This window comes from Azotobacter beijerinckii, from assembly GCF_900110885.1.
Classification (GTDB): Bacteria; Pseudomonadota; Gammaproteobacteria; order Pseudomonadales; family Pseudomonadaceae; genus Azotobacter; species Azotobacter beijerinckii.
In genome coordinates this window covers 132,539-149,693 of record NZ_FOFJ01000001.1, presented here as the reverse complement: position 1 = coordinate 149,693, position 17,155 = coordinate 132,539, and the positions used below count along the sequence as shown (strand labels likewise).

The following is a 17,155-nucleotide window of genomic DNA, read 5'->3' as shown; positions in this document are numbered from 1 at the left end:
CTTTCGCAAAATGTCAGGCCAACAGCACGATGCCGAGCAGCAGCACGGCACCGCCGACGATGGAGCCGGCATACCAGCGCAGCTGGCCGGTCTCGCTGCGACTCAGGACCCCGTGACCGTCGCGCGCCAGGCGCGGAATCACGCTGATACCACGGTCGATCGGGTCGTGGCCGAGCAGGCGGCAAAGCTGTAGATAGGGTTTGACGAACAGCCGGTCGTAGAGCTGGTCGAAGCCCCAGGCGGCGTACCACAGGGGGATCAGCTTACGTGCCGGCTCGCTCTGCTCGATGCTGTCGAGAAGTTTCCGGTCACCGAGGAAAAGCCGTGCGGCGAAGGCGATGCCAGCCAGGGCAACGATGGCGGAGATGACTTCGAGCACATGCTTGGCTTCGCCACCGGCGTGGCCGGCGCTTTCCGGCAATACGCCATGCACGGGCGGAACGATCCAGGCACCGACGAAGGTGGACAGGACGATCAGCACCGCGAGCGGCAGGTTGTGGGAAATGCCGTGTCCTGCATGCACCTCGCCCTTCGCCTCGCCGTGGAAGGCGATGAAGATCAGCCGGAAGGTGTACAGGGAAGTCAGGAAAGCACCGAGCAGGCCGGCGAAGAGCAGCAGGACGCGGCCGCTGGCGTAGGCTTCCCAGAGGATCTCGTCCTTGGAGTAGAAGCCTGCGGTCAGCAGCGGCAGGGCGGCCAGCGCCGCGCCGCCGACTAGGAAGCTGGCGTAGGCCAGCGGCAGCTTCTTCCACAGGCCACCCATCTTGAAGATGTCCTGTTCGTGGTGGCAGGCGAGGATCACCGAGCCGGAAGCGAGGAACAGCAGGGCCTTGAAGAAGGCGTGGGTCATCAGGTGGAAGATCGCCGCGTCCCAGGCACCGACGCCCAGGGCGAGGAACATGTAGCCGATCTGGCTCATGGTCGAGTAGGCGAGGATGCGCTTGATGTCGGTCTGCGCCAGAGCGGCGAAGCCGGCCAGCAGCAGGGTCACGCCGCCGACGATGCCGACCAGCTCGAGGACTCCCGGCGTCAGCAGGAACAGGCCGTGGGTGCGGGCGATCAGGTAGACGCCGGCGGTCACCATGGTCGCCGCGTGGATCAGCGCCGAGACCGGAGTCGGACCGGCCATGGCATCGGCCAGCCAGGTCTGCAGCGGCAGCTGGGCGGACTTGCCGACCGCACCGCCGAGCAGCATCAGGGTGGCGATCCACAGCCAGTGATCGCCTTCGGCGTACTTTTGCGGGGCCAGAGCGACCAGATCCTGAATGTTCAGGGTACCGAGATTGAAGAACAGGATGAACAGGCCGATGGCCATGAACACGTCGCCGACGCGGGTGACGATGAAAGCCTTGAGCGCCGCGTTGCCGTTCTTGCGTTCGCTGAAGTAGAAGCCGATCAGCAGGTAGGAGCAAAGCCCCACGCCTTCCCAACCGAAGTAGAGGAACAGCAGGTTGTCGCCCAGCACCAGGAACAGCATGCTGGCGATGAACAGGTTGGTGTAGGCGAAGAAGCGCGAGTAGCCCTCTTCACCGCGCATGTACCAGCTGGCGAACAGGTGAATCAGGAAGCCTACGCCGGTGACCACCCCGAGCATGGTGACCGACAGGCCGTCCAGGTAGAGGGTGAAGCTTGGCGCGAAGCCGCCTACGCTCATCCACTGCCACAGCGTCTGGGTGAAGACGCCGCCTTCCGGCGGGACGCTGTGGAACTGCCAGATGGCGTTGGCAGCGGTCAGGGCCGAAAGGCCCACGGAGCCGACGCCGATCAGCGCCGACAGGTTCTCGGAGAGACGTCCGCGGGAGAAGGCCAGCAGCAGCCAGCCGATCAGCGGAAACAGACAGGTAAGGAATAGTAGGTTCATCCGCGCATCTCGCTGGCAGCGTCGATATCGAGGGTATGGAAGCGGCGATACAGCTGTAGCAGGACCGCCAGGCCGATGCTGGCCTCGGCGGCTGCCAGGGTGATCACCAGAATGAACATGATCTGGCCGTCGGCCTGCGCCCAGCGGCTGCCGGCGACGACGAAGGCCAGGGCGGCCGCGTTCATCATGACTTCCAGGCTCATCAGCACGAACAGGATGTTACGCCGCACCATCAGGCCGACCAGGCCGAGGCTGAACAGCACGCCGGACAGCGCCAGACCGTGCTCCATGGGGATTGCATTCATCGGGTCACTCCTTGGCTTCGTGGCGGCCGAGGTGGTAGGCGGCAACCAGCGCAGCGAGCAGCAGCATGGAAGCCAGCTCCACCGCCAGCAGGTAAGGTCCGAACAGTGCGACGCCGACGGCCTTGGCATCCACTGTCTGCTGGCCGACGACGGCACCGTTCGAGGTGCCGAACAGGACATACAGCAGCTGCACCAGGAGTAGGGCGGACAGTACCGTCGGAGCGGCCCAGATGCCCGGCTTCAGCCATTGCCGTTCCTGTTCGGCGACGACCGGGCCGAGGTTGAGCATCATCACCACGAAGACGAACAGCACCATGATGGCGCCGGCGTAGACGATGATTTCCAGTACGCCGGCGAAGGGAGCGCCGAGGCTGAAGAAGCACATCGATACCGCCAGCAGGGAAACGATCAGATAGAGCAGAGCATGCACAGGGTTGGTGTGGGTGATCACCCGCAGGGTGGACACCACGGCGACCCCGGCAGCGAAGTAGAACGCGAATTCCATCTTTCCTGGGTCCTTAAGGCAGCAGGCCTTTCACGTTGATCGGCTCGGCTTCGTTCTGCGCGGCGCCTTTCGGCTTGCCGGCGATCGCCATGCCCGCCACGCGGTAGAAGTTGTATTCCGGGTTCTTGCCAGGGCCGGAGATCAGCAGGTCTTCCTTCTCGTAGACCAGTTCCTGGCGCTTGAACTCGGCCATCTCGAAGTCCGGGGTCAGCTGGATGGCGGTGGTCGGGCAGGCCTCCTCGCAGAGGCCGCAGAAGATGCAGCGCGAGAAGTTGATGCGGAAGAACTCCGGATACCAGCGGCCATCGTCCTTCTCGGCCTTCTGCAGGGAGATGCAGCCGACCGGGCAGGCTACCGCGCAGAGGTTGCAGGCCACGCAGCGTTCCTCGCCGTCGGGATCGCGGGTCAGGACGATGCGGCCGCGATAGCGCGGCGGCAGGTAGACGGGTTCTTCCGGGTACTGCAGGGTGTCGCGCTTGCGGAAGGCGTGGGAGAACACCATCACCAGGCTGCGCAGCTGGGTGAAGGTGCCGTACAGCACCTCTCCAATGTATTTGAACATGGCGTGTTTTCTCCTTACTGGGCCGCCAGCACGAGTGCGCCGGTCGCCAGCAGGTTGAGCAGGGTCAGGGGCAGGCAGAACTTCCAGCTGAAGGCCATCACCTGGTCATAGCGCGGGCGCGGAATGGCGGCACGCAGCAGGATGAACAGCATGATGAAGAAGGCGGTCTTCAGGGCGAACCAGATGAAGGACAGCTGCGGCAGGATGTCGAACGGGCCGTGCCAGCCGCCGAAGAACAGGGTCACCAGCAGCGCCGAGACCAGCACGATGCCGATGTACTCGCCGACGAAGAACATGCCCCATTTCATCCCGGCATACTCGATGTGGTAGCCGTCGGCCAGTTCCTGCTCGGCTTCCGGCTGGTCGAAGGGGTGACGGTGGGTCACCGCGACGCCGGCGATGAAGAAGGTACAGAAGCCGAAGAACTGCGGGATGATGAACCAGAGGTGCTGCGCCTGGTATTCGACGATGTCGCGCATGTTGAAGGAGCCGGCCTGGGCGACCACGCCCATCAGCGCCAGGGCCATGAACACCTCGTAGGAGATGGTCTGGGCCGAGGCGCGCAGGCTGCCGAGCAGGGCGAACTTGTTGTTGCTCGCCCAGCCGGCGAAGAGCACCGCGTACACCGCGAGGCCGGCCATGGCGAAGAAGAACAACAGGCCGATGTTGAGGTCGGCAACGCCCCAGGTCGGGGTCACAGGCACTACGGCGAAAGCCAGCAGCAGCGCACTCATGGCGACGATCGGCGCCAGGGTGAAGATCAGCTTGTCGGCAAACGGCGGCGTCCAGTCTTCCTTGAAGAACATCTTCAGCATGTCGGCACCGAGCTGGAACATGCCGAACGGGCCGACCCGGTTGGGGCCGTAACGGTCCTGCCAGAGGCCGAGCAGGCGGCGCTCGACGAAGCTGAGCAGGGCGCCGCAGACCACCACGACTAGCAGGATGACGATGGCCTTGAGAACGGCGACGACGATCTCGATGAGTTCGGGAGTGATCCAGCTCATTGCGCAGCCTCCTGCAGGTCGCTGGCCAGACGGCCGAAAAGCGTGGCGGGGATGCCCGGCAGGCCGGCCGGCAGGGCCACCAGGCCGATGCCCAGGTTGTCGTCAAGGCGCAGCGGCAGACGCAGCTCCACGCCGTCGATGCGCAGGTCGAGCAGGGCGCCTTCGTTGACCCCGAGGCGTTCGGCTTCGGCCCTGGCCAGAGCGACGTAGGGTTGCGGGATGCGCTCCTGCACGGGGGCGGCAAGTGCGCTGGTTTCCTCGCTGCCGAACAGGTGGTGGAAGGGAACTACCTGCCAGTTGCCCCGCGGCGGGTTGAACGCCGCCGGCGGTTCGGCGAACCAGGCCAGGCGATCGCCCTGTGCCTCGATCAGGCGGATACCCGGATCACCGGCGCGCAGGTGGCCGCCGACCTCGGCCTGGAACTTGTTCCAGGCCTGCGGCGAGTTCCAGCCCGGCGACCAGGCGAAGGGGATCTGCTGGCGATCTTCGACGCTGCCGGCATAGCCTTCCATGGAGAAGGCGAAGGCACTGTCCTGATCCTGCGGGGCGCGCGGCTCGTGCACGCTGATGTTGGCGCGCATCGAGGTGCGGCCGCTGTAGCGGTGCGGTTCGCGGGCCAGCTTCAGGCCCTTGATGCGAAACGCGGCGTTCGGCGCGGCGTCACGGATGCCCGCCAGCTGTGGGTGGGTACCGGCACAGGCCTCGGTGACCTGGTCGAGCTGGGTCCAGTCGACAGTACGGCCCTGCCGGGCACTATGCAGGGCGTGCAGCCAGCGCCAGCCTTCGCGTACCAGATTGTTGGCGTCGTAGTAGCTCGGCTCGAAGACCTGGAAGAAGCGCTGGGCGCGACCTTCCTGGCTGACCAGGGTACCGTCGGCCTCGGCGAAGCTGGCCACCGGCAGCAGCAGGTGGGCCCGGGCGGCGGTGGCGGTCTGCTGATGGTCAGCGACGATCACCGCCTTCGCGGTTGCCAGGGCGGCATCCACGCGGGCCGGATCGGCACGGCGATACAGGTCGTTCTCCAGGATCACCACGGCATCGGCCTCGCCACTGGCGAGTTGCTCGAGCGCAGTATCCAGCGAGTGTCCACCGAGCAGGGCCAGGCCGAGACTGTTGGCCTCCGGCGCGACCAGGCTGATGCTGGCGTTCTTCTGCCGTTTGTGCAGGGCTTTGGCGATGTTCGCCGCAGCTTCGAGGATGGCCTTCGAGCCCAGAGAGGTGCCGGAGACTAGCAGCGGGCGCTTGGCGGCCAGCAGGGCGTCGGCGATACGTTGGGTCAGTTCGGCGGCTTCGGGGTCGAGGCCTTCGACGGCCGGTGCCTCGGGATCGATGGCGTGGGCCACGGCGAAGCCCAGGCGGGCCAGGTCGTCCGGTGCGGCGTGCACGCATTCGGCCGCCACGTCGTCCAGTCGGGTCGAAGCCAGGCTAGCAATGAACAAGGGGCTCAGCGCGTGCTGGGCGATGTTCTTCACCGCCGCATCCAGCCACGGCTGGACCTTCATGTTGGCGGCCATCTCCTCGGCCTTGCCCTTGACCGACTGGCGCAGAGCCAGGGCGATGCGTGCGGCCGTCTGGGTCAGGTCTTCGCCGAGCACGAACACCGCATCGTGGTCCTCGATCTCGCGCAGCGAAGGGGTCGGTAGCGGACCTTCCTGCAGGATCTTCAGGGTCAGTTGCAGGTGTTCCAGTTCACCGGCTTCGATGCCGCTGGAGAAATTTCCGGGGCCGACCAGCTCGCGCAGGGCGAAATTGCTTTCCAGACTGGCGCGCGGCGAGCCGATGCCGATCACGCGGCGATCCTTGAGCAGGGCGACGGCCTGACCGAGGGCGGCGTCGATGCCGAGCTTGTGGCTACCCTGCAGCGGCTGGCGGGGGCGATCGGTGCGGTTGACGTAGCCGTAGCCGAAGCGGCCGCGGTCGCAGAGGAAGTAGTGGTTCACCGAGCCGTTATAGCGGTTCTCGATGCGCCGCAGTTCGCCGTAGCGCTCGCCGGGGCTGATGTTGCAGCCGACCGAGCAGCCGTGGCAGATGCTCGGGGCGAATTGCATGTCCCACTTGCGGTTGTAGCGCTCGGAGTGGGTCTTGTCGGTGAACACCCCGGTCGGGCAGACCTCGGTGAGGTTGCCGGAGAATTCGCTCTCCAGCACGCCATCCTCGACGCGTCCGAAATAGACGTTGTCGTGGGCGCCGTAGACGCCCAGGTCGGTGCCGCCGGCATAGTCCTTGTAATAGCGCACGCAGCGGTAACAGGCGATGCAGCGGTTCATCTCGTGGGCGATGAACGGACCGAGTTCCTGGTTCTGGTGGGTGCGCTTGGTGAAGCGATAGCGGCGCATGTTGTGGCCGGTCATCACCGTCATGTCCTGCAGGTGGCAGTGACCGCCTTCCTCGCACACCGGGCAGTCGTGCGGGTGGTTGGTCATCAGCCACTCGACGACGCTCTCGCGAAACTGCTTCGCTTCCTCGTCCTCGATGGAGATCCAGCTGTTGTCGGTGGCGGGGGTCATGCAGGACATGACGAGGCGACCGCGTTTGTCGTTCTCGTCGTTGTACTGCTTGACCGCGCACTGGCGGCAGGCGCCGACGCTGCCTAGCGCCGGGTGCCAGCAGAAGTAGGGAATGTCGAGTCCGAGGGACAGACAGGCCTGAAGCAGGTTGTCCGCACCATCGACTTCGAACGTCTTGCCGTCTACGTGGATAGTGGCCATGGTTCAGTTTTCTTCAATACCCGCCGGAGCGGGTGTGGCTAATGGAATCCGGTCTCAGTGGCGCTGCATGGGGCAGCCGCCGACGCAGGTCGGGGCGGGCACTGGAGCCCGGCGGGCCATGGATCGGGCCCCGGCTCCGTTCGACCTGCGTTTCGAGCAAACTCAAACCTGGGAAGCAGCGACGCCTGGGCGTGTTTCGTCGGGGGCTCCCCGCACACCGGCCTCGAACTCCTGGCGGAAATACTTGAGGGCGCTGCCCAGCGGCTCGACGGCACCCGGCGCGTGGGCGCAGAAGGTCTTGCCCGGGCCGAGGAAGTTGACCAGTTGTCCCAGGGTCTCCAGATCGCCGGGCTGGCCTTCGCCACGCTCCAAGGCACGCAGCAGCTTGACGCTCCACGGCAGGCCGTCGCGGCAGGGGGTGCACCAGCCGCAGGATTCGCGGGCGAAGAACTCCTCCATGTTGCGCAGCAGCGAGACCATGTTGATGCTGTCGTCCACCGCCAGAGCCAGGCCGGTGCCCATGCGGGTGCCGACCTTGCCGATGCCGCCGGCGTACATCTGCGCGTCCAGGTGTTCGGGGAGAAGGAAGCCGGTACCGGCCCCGCCGGGCTGCCAGCACTTGAGCCGGTAGCCGTCGCGCATACCGCCGGCATAGTCCTCGAACAGTTCACGGGCGGTGATGCCGAAGGGCAGCTCCCAGAGGCCGGGGTTCTTCACCTTGCCGGAGAAGCCCATCAGCTTGGTACCCATGTCCTCGCTGCCGGGACGGGCCAGGGACTTGTACCAGTCGACGCCGTTGCCGACGATCGCCGGCACGTTGCTTAGGGTTTCGACGTTGTTCACGCAGGTCGGCTTGCCCCACACGCCGACGGCGGCGGGGAAGGGCGGCTTGGAGCGCGGGTTGGCGCGGCGTCCTTCGAGGGAGTTGATCAGCGCGGTTTCCTCACCGCAGATGTAGCGGCCGGCACCGGTGTGCACGAACAGCTCGAAGTCGAAGCCGCTGCCGAGGATGTTCTTGCCGAGCAGTCCGGCAGCCTTGGCTTCCTCGATGGCGCGATTGAGGTTGCGGGCCGCGTCGACATACTCGCCGCGCAGGAAGATGTAACCGCGATAGGCCTTCAGCGCCCGGGCGCTGATCAGCATGCCTTCGATCAGCTGGTGCGGCAGCTGTTCCATCAGCAGGCGGTCTTTCCAGGTGTTGGGTTCCATCTCGTCCGCGTTGCACAGCAGGTAGCGGATGTCGATGGATTCGTCGGCGGGCATCAGACCCCACTTGACGCCGGTGGAGAAGCCCGCGCCGCCCCGGCCCTTGAGGCCGGAGTCTTTCACGAGGGCGACGACATCGGCAGGCGACAGCTCGGCGAACGCCTTGCGGGCCGCGGCGTAGCCGTTCTTCTGCTGGTACTCGTCGAGCCAGACCGGCTCGGCATCGTCGCGCAGCCGCCAGGTCAGGGGATGGGTTTCCGCCGTGCGGGGAGTGCGGTTGGCGGGACCGATGGAGGTAAGGGTCATGGGTAGGCCTCCAGCAGTTGGTCGATGCCTTCGGGAGTCAGGTTGCCGAAGGTATCGTCGTCGATCATCAGGGCCGGGGCCTTGTCGCAGTTGCCTAGGCAGCATACCGGCAGCAGGGTGAAGCGGCCGTCGGAGGTCGTCTGGCCGGGAGCGATGGCGAGCTTCTGGCGGATGGCGCCGAGCACGCCCTCATGGCCGCCGATGTAGCAGGTCATGCTGTCGCACACGCGGATCACGTGGCGTCCCACCGGCACGCGGAAGATCTGGCTGTAGAAGGTGGCCACGCCTTCGACGTCGCTGGCCGGGATGCCGAGAATCTCGCCGATTGCCGGGATGGCGCCGTCCGGCACCCAGCCGCGCTCCTTCTGGACGATCTTCAGTGCCTCGATGGAGGCGGCACGCGGGTCCTCGTAGTGATGCTTCTCGTGCTCGATGGCCGAGCGTTCGGTTTCGCTGAGGGCGAAACGGTCGGTCTGGATAATTGAGTTCATGTCAGCGGTCCACGTCGGCCATAACGAAGTCGATGCTGCCCAGATAGGCGATCAGGTCGGCGACCATGCTGCCGCGGATCACCGAGGGAATCTGCTGCAGGTGGGCGTAGCTCGGGGTGCGGATCCGCGTGCGATAGCTCATGGTGCTGCCGTCGCTGGTCAGGTAGTAGCTGTTGATGCCCTTGGTCGCTTCGATCATCTGGAAGGACTCGTTGGCCGGCATCACCGGACCCCAGGACACCTGCAGGAAGTGAGTGATCAGGGTCTCGATGTGCTGTAGCGTGCGTTCCTTCGGCGGTGGCGTGGTCAACGGGTGGTCGGCTTTGTAGGGGCCTTCCGGCATGTTCTTCAGGCACTGCTCGATGATCCGCAGGCTCTGGCGCATCTCGCCCATCTTGACCATGCAGCGCTCGTAGGCATCGCCGTTGTGCCCCAGCGGTACTTCGAACTCGAAGTTCTCGTAGCCGGAGTAGGGGCGTGCCTTGCGCAGATCGAAGTCGAGTCCGGTGGCACGTAGGCCGGCGCCGGTGACGCCCCACTCCAGTGCCTGCTTGGTGTCGTACTGGGCCACGCCCATGGTGCGACCGCGCAGGATGCTGTTCTGCAGCGCTGCCTTCTCGTACTCGTCGAGGCGCTTGGGCATCCAGTCGATGAACTCCTTGACCAGACCATCCCAGCCGCGCGGCAGGTCGTGGGCGACCCCGCCAATGCGGTACCAGGCCGGGTGCAGGCGGAAGCCGGTGATGGCCTCGACTACCTTGTAGGCACGCTGGCGGTCGGTAAAGGTGAAGAACACCGGGGTCATGGCACCGACGTCCTGGATGTAGGTGCCCAGGTACAGCAGGTGGTTCAGGATGCGGAAGAATTCCGCCATCATGATGCGGATGACGTCGACCCGTTGGGGCACCTTGATGCCAGCCAACTTCTCCACCGCCAGCACGTAGGGCAGGTTGTTCATCACCCCGCCGAGGTAGTCGATGCGATCGGTGTAAGGAATGAAGCTGTGCCAGCTCTGCCGCTCGGCCATCTTTTCGGCGCCGCGGTGGTGGTAGCCGATCTCCGGCACGCAGTCGACGATCTCCTCGCCGTCCAGCTGCAGGATGATGCGGAAGGCTCCGTGAGCAGAGGGATGGTTGGGGCCGAGGTTGAGGAACATGAAGTCCTCATGCTCGCTACCGCGCTTCATGCCCCACTCCTCGGGCTTGAAGCGCAGGGCTTCCTGCTCCAGGTCCTGCTTGGCCGCCGACAGGGTGTAAGGGTCGAACTCGGTAGCGCGGGCCGGGTAGTCCTTGCGCAGCGGATGGCCTTCCCAGGTCGGCGGCATCAGGATGCGGGTCAGGTGTGGGTGGCCGGCGAAGTCGATGCCGTACATGTCCCAGACCTCGCGCTCATGCCAGTTGGCGTTCGGCCAGATGCCGGTGGCGCTGGGGAGTCTGAGGTCGCCTTCTTTCAGAGCGACCTTGATCATCACGTCGCTGTTTCGTTCGATCGACAGCAGGTGATAGAAGACGCTGAAGTCGGCTTCCGGCAGGCCGCGGCGCTGGGTGCGCAGGCGTTCGTCGACGCCATGCAGGTCATAGAGCATGACGTAGGGGCGCGGCAGGTTGCGCAGGAAGTTCAGGACTTCGATGAGTTTTCCCCGTGCCACCCAGAGCACGGGCATGCCTGTGCGGGTGTTTTGCACCGTGAAGGTTTCGGTGCCAAAACGGGAGTTCAGTTCGACGACCACATCTTGGTCGTCGGCCTTGTACGGCGGAATGGACAGAACGCTGTCTGCAGTCATGGTCTCGGTCGCTTTCGGTCAACGGACAGAATGAGCCTGGGCTTGCCGCGCGGATGGGCGCGGAAAGGCCGGCTCAGACTTCGTCGGGGCTGCGCAGGTTGGTGACCTGGATACGCTGTTCGCGGCGCAGTTCCCGTTGCGAGGGCATCTCGGCACGGTAGATGCCTTGGTCGCCGACGACCCAGGAAAGCGGCCGGCGCTCCTGGCCGATGGACTCCTGCAGCAGCATGAGTCCTTGCAGGAAAGCTTCGGGGCGCGGGGGACAGCCGGGTATGTAGACGTCCACCGGGAGGAACTTGTCGACACCCTGGACCACGGAATAGATGTCATACATGCCGCCGGAGTTGGCGCAGGAACCCATGGAGATCACCCATTTGGGCTCGAGCATCTGCTCATAGAGACGCTGGATGATCGGCGCCATCTTGATGAAGCAGGTTCCGGCAACGACCATGAAGTCGGCCTGTCGCGGTGAGGCGCGGATGACTTCGGCACCGAAGCGAGCGATATCGTGGGGAGCGGTGAAGGCGGTGGTCATCTCCACATAGCAGCAGGAAAGGCCGAAGTTGTAGGGCCACAGGGAGTTCTTACGTCCCCAGTTGACCGCACCGCTCAGCACGTCTTCCAGCTTGCCCATGAAAATGTTGCGGTGGACCTGACCCTCGGTGGGGTCGGTTACAGTCTCCCGCTCGCCGATCGGGTATTGCTCGTAGGAAGCATCCGGATCGATCCTAGTGAGTTTGTATTGCATTGCCAAAGCCTCATTGTTTCAGCTTCGCCTGCCGATTGCGGCGGCCTTCCGGAGCCCAGTCGAGGGCACCGATCCGCCAGAGATAGACAAGACCCGCCAACAGAATTGCTATGAAAATCGTTGCTTCGATGAGACCGGCCCAGCCGCTTTCGCGAACCGATACCGACCATGCAAAGAGAAATAGGGCTTCGACGTCGAAGATCACGAAGAGCATCGCGACCAGATAGAATTTTGCCGAGAGGCGCAGGCGCGCACCGCCGGTGGGAACGATGCCCGATTCGAAGGGTTCGTTCTTGCTGCGTCCGACCGCCTTGCTGCCAAGCAGGCGGGAAACGCCAAGCATGAAAGCACACAGGCCTGCGACACCTAGCAGGAAAACCGCAAATCCCCAGTTGTGAGACAGCGTGGCAATAGCTTCGGGCATGCCGGGACTCCTCGGTCAAGGAACGCCTTTAAAATGGATGGCTGCGACAAAATGCAGCAGCTGCTTGGGGCGACGACTTTATGCTCATGCAGTTGTGAAAACATTGTTCCAGATCAATTTTTCATTGAAAAAGCACTGCTCGCGCACCGTTTGAGCGTGAGCCCGATCACGGTGCGCGAGCAGTGCTTCGACGTTGGGCAAAGGTGCTGATGAGCAGCCTTGAGCAAAGCTCTTGCCCGGTAACGATAGCTCATTTATTGGAGATGCAAATTCAAGCTGTCGAGTGTTCGAGCGGGAGGGTGGTCCGCTTCAAGTGCGCAGGCCTCTCAGCCTGTTGGCCCGAAAGAGGGTCACAGTACCTTGCGCCAGCCTTCACGGGTAATGACCACCGTCGCTGAGCGCGGGAGCTTGCCTGGGCCGTCTGGCCAAGTGCTGAGCAGGTTGCTCGGCGTCGAGCCTTCGCCGGGGTGTTGGATGTTGACGAACAGCGTGCGGAAGTCCGGAGTGGCGGTGATGCCGGTAACCTCGCAACCGACGGGACCGACCAGGAAGCGTTTCACTTCGCCGCTCTCGGGGTCGGCCACCAGCATCTGGTTGTTGCCGAAGGGGCCTGCGCTCAGTTGGCTACCGCTCATGTCGGTCTGGATCCACAGACGTCCTTCGGGGTCGAACCAGAGCCCGTCCGGGCTGGCATGGATGTTGTCGGCGGTGAGTGCCGTTCCGTCCGGTCCGCGGCTGTCGTCCTCCGGGCCGCCCAAGAGGAAGATGTTCCAGCCGAAGCGGGTGGCGGAATAGTCCTGATTCTCTTCCTTCCAACGGATGATGTGACCGTAGGCATTGCTGGCCCGCGGGTTGGCCGCATCGGGTTCGGTCCGATTGATGTTGTTGGTGAGGGTGAAATAGATGTCCCCGATTTCCGGATGTACGGCGCCCCATTCCGGGCGATCCATCTTGGTCGCGCCTACCGTATCGGCCGCCGTTCGGGCGTTGATCAGAACGTCGCCCTGGTCGGCGAAGCTGGCGCCCTTGGCGGTGCAGGCAGCCTGAAAGAGCGGATCCTGGATGTCCAAGGGTAGCCAGTCGCCCGTGCCGTCGGCATTGAAGCGGGCGACATAGAGGGTGCCCTCGTCGAGCAGGTGGCTGTTGGCATGATGGCCCGGGTGGAACTTGTCGCGGCTGATGTACTTATATATGTATTCGTTGCGCGAATCGTCGCCCGAGTAGCAGACCAGGGGCTTGCCGGGTTGGATGGGGGCGAAGATTACCCCTTCGTGGGCGAAGCGGCCCAGAGCGGTGCGCTTGACTGGTACGGACTGCGGATCGAAGGGGTCGATCTCGACGATCCAGCCGAAGTGGTTGGGCTCGTTGCGATAGTCGCCGCTGGCCGTCTCGGCCTTGCGGGTGGCATCGAAGCGCTGGAATTCGTCGCCTTCTAGGGTTTCCCAGCCGAAGCGGCCTTTGGTGCCCAGGCCATAGCGCTTCAGCTCGCGCGGCACGTCGCTGTCCCGAGTGGCGAAATACCCCGCCCAGTTCTCCTCGCAGGTCAGGTAGGTGCCCCAGGGGGTGAAACCGTTGGAGCAGTTGTTCTGGGTTCCGCGGGTAGCTGTGCCGTTGGGGCTGTATACGGTGCTCAGGAGGGGGTGGCCGCGGGCGGGGCCCTGGATCTCCATCGGGGTGGCCGCGGTGATGCGTCGGCCGAATTTCGAGTTGGCGACCACTTCCCAATCGCCATGCGGGGTGCGGCGGATTTCCACCACTGAAACGCCGTGGGCGTTGATTTCCTTACGCACTTCCTCGGGAACGGTGCGGTTGCCGTTGGCATCGACGGTCGTGCCGTTGGGGTGCAGCAGAGGCGCGTCGATGTATTCGTGGTTGACCACCAGGAGGCCATGCTCGCTGTTGTGGCCCCGGCCGCTCTGGGCATCGATGGGGAAGTAGTGCATTCCGTCGTGGTGCATGCCGATCTGCTCGGCCTGGTCCTGGGCGCTGTTGGTGCCGTCTTCGCGATAGGCCGGGTAGCTATCGCAGATCGGTGTACCCCAAGGAATGAAGGCCTTGGCTTGGAATCCCTCGGGCACGGTGACGACATCGGCACGGCTTACCGCCACCGGAGCGAACGGCAGACGTCCGGGCCGCTTGAGCAGGCCGTTGGCTTGAGCGGCCATGCCTGCGCTCGGCATGGATACGCCGAGAAAGGCCAGAATGCCCATGGCCATTCCACCGGCGATCACCTGGCGACGACCGATACCCTCGATCAGGTCATTGATGTGCGGATTGTCCGAGCGATTGCTGGGTAGTTCGTCGCCATTGCCGAACAGGGGGGGGTCTTTATCTGTCGTCACGGGAGAGCTCCGTCTAGGGGGGGGCGAACGGAGACGAACCTAAAGGGCATGTGCGACAGGAGAGTGACAGTAGCTGGAGGTGGGCTTGTATCGAACGAAAAAGACATTCCCCGGCAAAGCCGGGGAATGTCAGTGCTACGCCGCTTGCGAACAGGTTCCGATCAGTGGAACTGGTTCATGGTGTTGTCTTTACCGCCGGCCTTCAGAGCGGCTTCGCCAGCGAAGTACTCTTTGTGGTTGTCGCCGATGTCGGAGCCAGCCATGTTCTGGTGCTTGACGCAGGCGATGCCCTGGCGGATTTCCTGACGCTGCACGCCCTTGACATAGGCCAGCATGCCTTCTTCGGCGAAGTAGCCCTTGGCCAGGTTGTCGGTGGACAGCGCGGCGGTGTGGTAGGTCGGCAGGGTGATCAAGTGGTGGAAGATGCCAGCCTGAGCGGAACCGTCACGCTGGAAGGTGCGGATCTTCTCGTCGGCGATCTGGGCCAGTTCGCTGTTGTCGTACTCTACGCCCATCAGCTTGGCGCGGTCGTAGGCGGAAACATCCTTGCCTTCGGCAACGAATGCATCGAATACCTGCTGACGGAAGTTCAGGGTCCAGTTGAACGACGGGCTGTTGTTGTAAACCAGCTTGGCGTTCGGGATCACCTTGCGAACTTCGTTCATCATGGCAGCGATCTGGCCAACGTGCGGCTTCTCGGTTTCGATCCACAGCAGGTCGGCGCCGTTTTGCAGCGAGGTGATGCTGTCCAGAACGCAGCGAGCTTCGCCAGTGCCCTTGCGGAACTGGAAGAGGTTGCTTGGCAGGCGCTTCGGACGCAGCAGCTTGCCTTCGCGCTTGATCACGACGTCACCGTTGCCCAGTTCGGCTTCGGAGATTTCTTCGCAATCCAGGAAAGCGTTGTACTGGTCGCCCAGATCGCCCGGCTCGTTGGTAACGGCGATCTGCTTGGTCAGGCCGGCACCCAGGGAGTCGGTACGGGCAACGATCACGCCATCGTCCACACCCAGCTCGAGGAACGCGTAGCGCACGGCGTTGATCTTGGCGAGGAAGTCGGCGTGCGGAACGGTAACCTTGCCGTCCTGGTGGCCGCACTGCTTCTCGTCGGAGACCTGGTTCTCAATCTGAATGCAGCAGGCACCGGCTTCGATCATCTTCTTGGCCAGCAGGTAGGTGGCTTCCGGGTTGCCGAAGCCGGCGTCGATGTCGGCGATGATCGGGACAACGTGGGTTTCGAAGTTGTCGATCTGCTCCTGGATAGCGGCCGCCTTGGCCTTGTCGCCGGCGTTGCGGGCATCGTCCAGCGCAGAGAACAGCAGATCCAGTTCGCGGGCGTCAGCTTGGCGCAGGAAGGTGTACAGCTCCTCGATCAGACCGGAAACGGCAGTCTTCTCGTGCATGGACTGGTCGGGCAGCGGGCCGAAGTCGGAGCGCAGGGCGGCAACCATCCAGCCGGACAGGTACAGGTAGCGCTTGTTGGTGGTTTTCAGGTGCTTCTTGATGGAGATCAGCTTCTGCTGACCGATGAAGCCGTGCCAGCAGCCCAGCGACTGGGTGTAGACGGAAGAGTCGGCATCGTACTCGGCCATGTCTTTGCGCATGATGGCTGCGGTGTACTTGGCAATGTCCAGACCGGTCTTGAAGCGGTTCTGAGCGCGCATGCGGGCGACGGACTCAGGGTTGATGGCGCCCCAGCTGCTGCCGAACTTTTCTTTCAGGGCGGCAACGGCCTTGATGTCGTTTTGATAAGCGGACATGGTCAATCCTTCAAAGTTGGAAATGGTTGAGCACTGACTTTTCCCACCTGAACCTGCGTGTAGTCGATGATCGATACGGACAACACGCGGCAAAACGTTGAACCTTGTGGGCGGTACAGACACGGAGCTGGCTCGGCTGATTGGCTGGAGCGGGCTCCGGAGGCCCTTTCCAGGGCCCCTGGTTAGCGGGAGCGAGGCCATGATGCCTAGGGTGAAATTCGCCGTCAACGAATTTGTAGTGAGATTTTGTGCGTACTACACAAAAGTATGATGCCCGCCGCTCAGTCCAAAATCTCGACCTTCATACGCATGGATAGTTCTTCCTGGCTGGACGCGGAGTGCTGGCGCAGCAGCCCTTGGTGATCGCTCTGGCGGCTTTCGCTGGCATTGCCGAGTTCGATCCATTCGCCCAGGCGTCCGCTGACTTGGGTGTCCAGGCTCTGGATGTCGATCACTCGAGGTCGGGATGTATCCAGTCGATCATTGTTGCTGCTGAGGGTGATATGCACGTTATCGCCGGATATCCTGGCGATAATGTAGAGGCTTCGGGTGATATCGAGGTAGTCGGTTTCGCGGTAGACCTGTCGTCCGTGGGGGCCGATGTGGGTACTGCGTAGCGGCACGCTCTGGCCGGTCTCGATCTGAGCCGGATAGCCTTCGATGGCCTGGATCTGCTGGAGGGCGCCATTCCGGCTAGCGGTGCCGCGATTCAGGATGCGTACCCGGTTCTCGTCGTGGATCTGGCCGCGGCCAGCCTGGATCTCGACGTTGCCCGCGTCGACCGAGCCGTCCATGGCATAGCCATGGCGCTCACCGGTCTTCGCTTCGCTGTTGTCGACGCTGATCAGCAGGCGTCTGGGTGGGCTATCCAGTTGCTCGAGTAGTCCGCGCAGTTCCTGGATCTTCGCTGCCGGGGCATTGGCGATGAGACGGTCGCCATAGGCGTTGACTCTGCCGTCGCCGCCGAGAATCGACTGCGCGATGGGTAGCAGTTCGTCGGCCATCCGGTAATTTAGCTGGATGATCTCGGTGGCTGCCAGCACACGGGCGGTGGCAAGCGTCAGCAATACGACGAGCAGTGGGCGGATCTTCATGGTGGGCTCGGCAGGGGAAGCATTCATGCCGATATTCTAGGAGGTTGGGGTAGGGGCGT

General features: G+C 63.6%; 14 protein-coding genes. All 14 read right to left on the bottom strand.

Features of this window, described 5'->3' with window-relative positions; genetic code table 11:
- Positions 1 to 13: 13 nt before the first annotated feature.
- Positions 14 to 1,861 carry an NADH-quinone oxidoreductase subunit L gene (nuoL, locus tag BMY22_RS00670; protein WP_090618752.1) on the bottom strand — a complete coding sequence of 616 codons (1,848 nt, stop codon included), beginning with the start codon at positions 1,859 to 1,861 and terminating at the stop codon, positions 14 to 16.
- A complete protein-coding gene (nuoK, locus tag BMY22_RS00665; protein ID WP_090618750.1) occupies positions 1,858 to 2,166 on the bottom strand; it encodes an NADH-quinone oxidoreductase subunit NuoK in 309 nt (102 codons plus the stop codon). The genes nuoL and nuoK overlap by 4 nt, the downstream gene beginning before the upstream one ends.
- A gap of 4 nt (positions 2,167 to 2,170) precedes the next feature.
- The gene (gene nuoJ, locus BMY22_RS00660; protein WP_090618748.1) at positions 2,171 to 2,671 is read right to left on the bottom strand and encodes an NADH-quinone oxidoreductase subunit J; all 501 of its coding nucleotides are present in this window, start codon (positions 2,669 to 2,671) and stop codon (positions 2,171 to 2,173) included.
- A 13-nt stretch (positions 2,672 to 2,684) separates the two neighbouring features.
- Complete coding sequence (gene nuoI, locus BMY22_RS00655; RefSeq protein ID WP_090618747.1) at positions 2,685 to 3,233, bottom strand: NADH-quinone oxidoreductase subunit NuoI; 549 nt, start codon at positions 3,231 to 3,233, stop codon at positions 2,685 to 2,687.
- 14 nt (positions 3,234 to 3,247) lie between these two features.
- Complete coding sequence (gene nuoH, locus BMY22_RS00650; protein WP_090618745.1) at positions 3,248 to 4,237, bottom strand: NADH-quinone oxidoreductase subunit NuoH; 990 nt, start codon at positions 4,235 to 4,237, stop codon at positions 3,248 to 3,250.
- Positions 4,234 to 6,945 carry an NADH-quinone oxidoreductase subunit NuoG gene (nuoG, locus tag BMY22_RS00645; RefSeq protein WP_090618744.1) on the bottom strand — a complete coding sequence of 904 codons (2,712 nt, stop codon included), beginning with the start codon at positions 6,943 to 6,945 and terminating at the stop codon, positions 4,234 to 4,236. The genes nuoH and nuoG overlap by 4 nt, the downstream gene beginning before the upstream one ends.
- Positions 6,946 to 7,107: 162 nt before the next feature.
- Complete coding sequence (nuoF, locus tag BMY22_RS00640) at positions 7,108 to 8,457, bottom strand: NADH-quinone oxidoreductase subunit NuoF (protein ID WP_090618742.1); 1,350 nt, start codon at positions 8,455 to 8,457, stop codon at positions 7,108 to 7,110.
- Entirely contained in the window at positions 8,454 to 8,948 is a 495-nt protein-coding gene (nuoE, locus tag BMY22_RS00635) for an NADH-quinone oxidoreductase subunit NuoE (protein ID WP_090618740.1), read from the bottom strand. Before nuoE ends, nuoF begins: the two co-directional genes overlap by 4 nt.
- Before the next feature lies 1 nt (position 8,949).
- Positions 8,950 to 10,731: an NADH-quinone oxidoreductase subunit C/D gene (gene nuoC, locus BMY22_RS00630; protein WP_090618739.1), complete on the bottom strand. Its 1,782-nt coding sequence runs from the start codon at positions 10,729 to 10,731 to the stop codon at positions 8,950 to 8,952.
- A gap of 73 nt (positions 10,732 to 10,804) precedes the next feature.
- Positions 10,805 to 11,479, bottom strand: a complete 675-nt coding sequence (locus BMY22_RS00625; RefSeq protein ID WP_090618737.1) for a NuoB/complex I 20 kDa subunit family protein — start codon at positions 11,477 to 11,479, stop codon at positions 10,805 to 10,807.
- Positions 11,480 to 11,489: 10 nt separating this feature from the next.
- Positions 11,490 to 11,903 carry an NADH-quinone oxidoreductase subunit A gene (locus BMY22_RS00620; RefSeq protein WP_090618736.1) on the bottom strand — a complete coding sequence of 138 codons (414 nt, stop codon included), beginning with the start codon at positions 11,901 to 11,903 and terminating at the stop codon, positions 11,490 to 11,492.
- 350 nt (positions 11,904 to 12,253) lie between these two features.
- Positions 12,254 to 14,245 carry a PhoX family protein gene (locus BMY22_RS00615; protein ID WP_090618733.1) on the bottom strand — a complete coding sequence of 664 codons (1,992 nt, stop codon included), beginning with the start codon at positions 14,243 to 14,245 and terminating at the stop codon, positions 12,254 to 12,256.
- Between the two features lie 161 nt (positions 14,246 to 14,406).
- Positions 14,407 to 16,002 (bottom strand): isocitrate lyase, encoded by a 1,596-nt coding sequence (locus tag BMY22_RS00610; RefSeq protein WP_090618732.1) that lies wholly within the window; start codon positions 16,000 to 16,002, stop codon positions 14,407 to 14,409.
- 281 nt (positions 16,003 to 16,283) lie between these two features.
- The gene (locus BMY22_RS00605) at positions 16,284 to 17,123 is read right to left on the bottom strand and encodes a secretin N-terminal domain-containing protein (RefSeq protein ID WP_090618731.1); all 840 of its coding nucleotides are present in this window, start codon (positions 17,121 to 17,123) and stop codon (positions 16,284 to 16,286) included.
- Positions 17,124 to 17,155 lie beyond the last annotated feature (32 nt).

Excerpts from the sequence above, each read along its gene's own strand:
- BMY22_RS00625 (WP_090618737.1), bottom strand. The coding sequence starts at position 11,479 with ATGCAATACAAACTCACTAGGATCGATCCGGATGCTTCCTACGAGCAA.
- BMY22_RS00620 (WP_090618736.1), bottom strand. The coding sequence starts at position 11,903 with ATGCCCGAAGCTATTGCCACGCTGTCTCACAACTGGGGATTTGCGGTT.
- nuoG (WP_090618744.1), bottom strand. The coding sequence starts at position 6,945 with ATGGCCACTATCCACGTAGACGGCAAGACGTTCGAAGTCGATGGTGCG.
- nuoF (WP_090618742.1), bottom strand. The coding sequence starts at position 8,457 with ATGACCCTTACCTCCATCGGTCCCGCCAACCGCACTCCCCGCACGGCG.
- BMY22_RS00610 (WP_090618732.1), bottom strand. The coding sequence starts at position 16,002 with ATGTCCGCTTATCAAAACGACATCAAGGCCGTTGCCGCCCTGAAAGAA.
- nuoK (WP_090618750.1), bottom strand. The coding sequence starts at position 2,166 with ATGAATGCAATCCCCATGGAGCACGGTCTGGCGCTGTCCGGCGTGCTG.
- BMY22_RS00605 (WP_090618731.1), bottom strand. The coding sequence starts at position 17,123 with ATGAATGCTTCCCCTGCCGAGCCCACCATGAAGATCCGCCCACTGCTC.
- nuoE (WP_090618740.1), bottom strand. The coding sequence starts at position 8,948 with ATGAACTCAATTATCCAGACCGACCGTTTCGCCCTCAGCGAAACCGAA.
- nuoL (WP_090618752.1), bottom strand. The coding sequence starts at position 1,861 with ATGAACCTACTATTCCTTACCTGTCTGTTTCCGCTGATCGGCTGGCTG.
- nuoJ (WP_090618748.1), bottom strand. The coding sequence starts at position 2,671 with ATGGAATTCGCGTTCTACTTCGCTGCCGGGGTCGCCGTGGTGTCCACC.
- nuoI (WP_090618747.1), bottom strand. The coding sequence starts at position 3,233 with ATGTTCAAATACATTGGAGAGGTGCTGTACGGCACCTTCACCCAGCTG.
- nuoC (WP_090618739.1), bottom strand. The coding sequence starts at position 10,731 with ATGACTGCAGACAGCGTTCTGTCCATTCCGCCGTACAAGGCCGACGAC.
- nuoH (WP_090618745.1), bottom strand. The coding sequence starts at position 4,237 with ATGAGCTGGATCACTCCCGAACTCATCGAGATCGTCGTCGCCGTTCTC.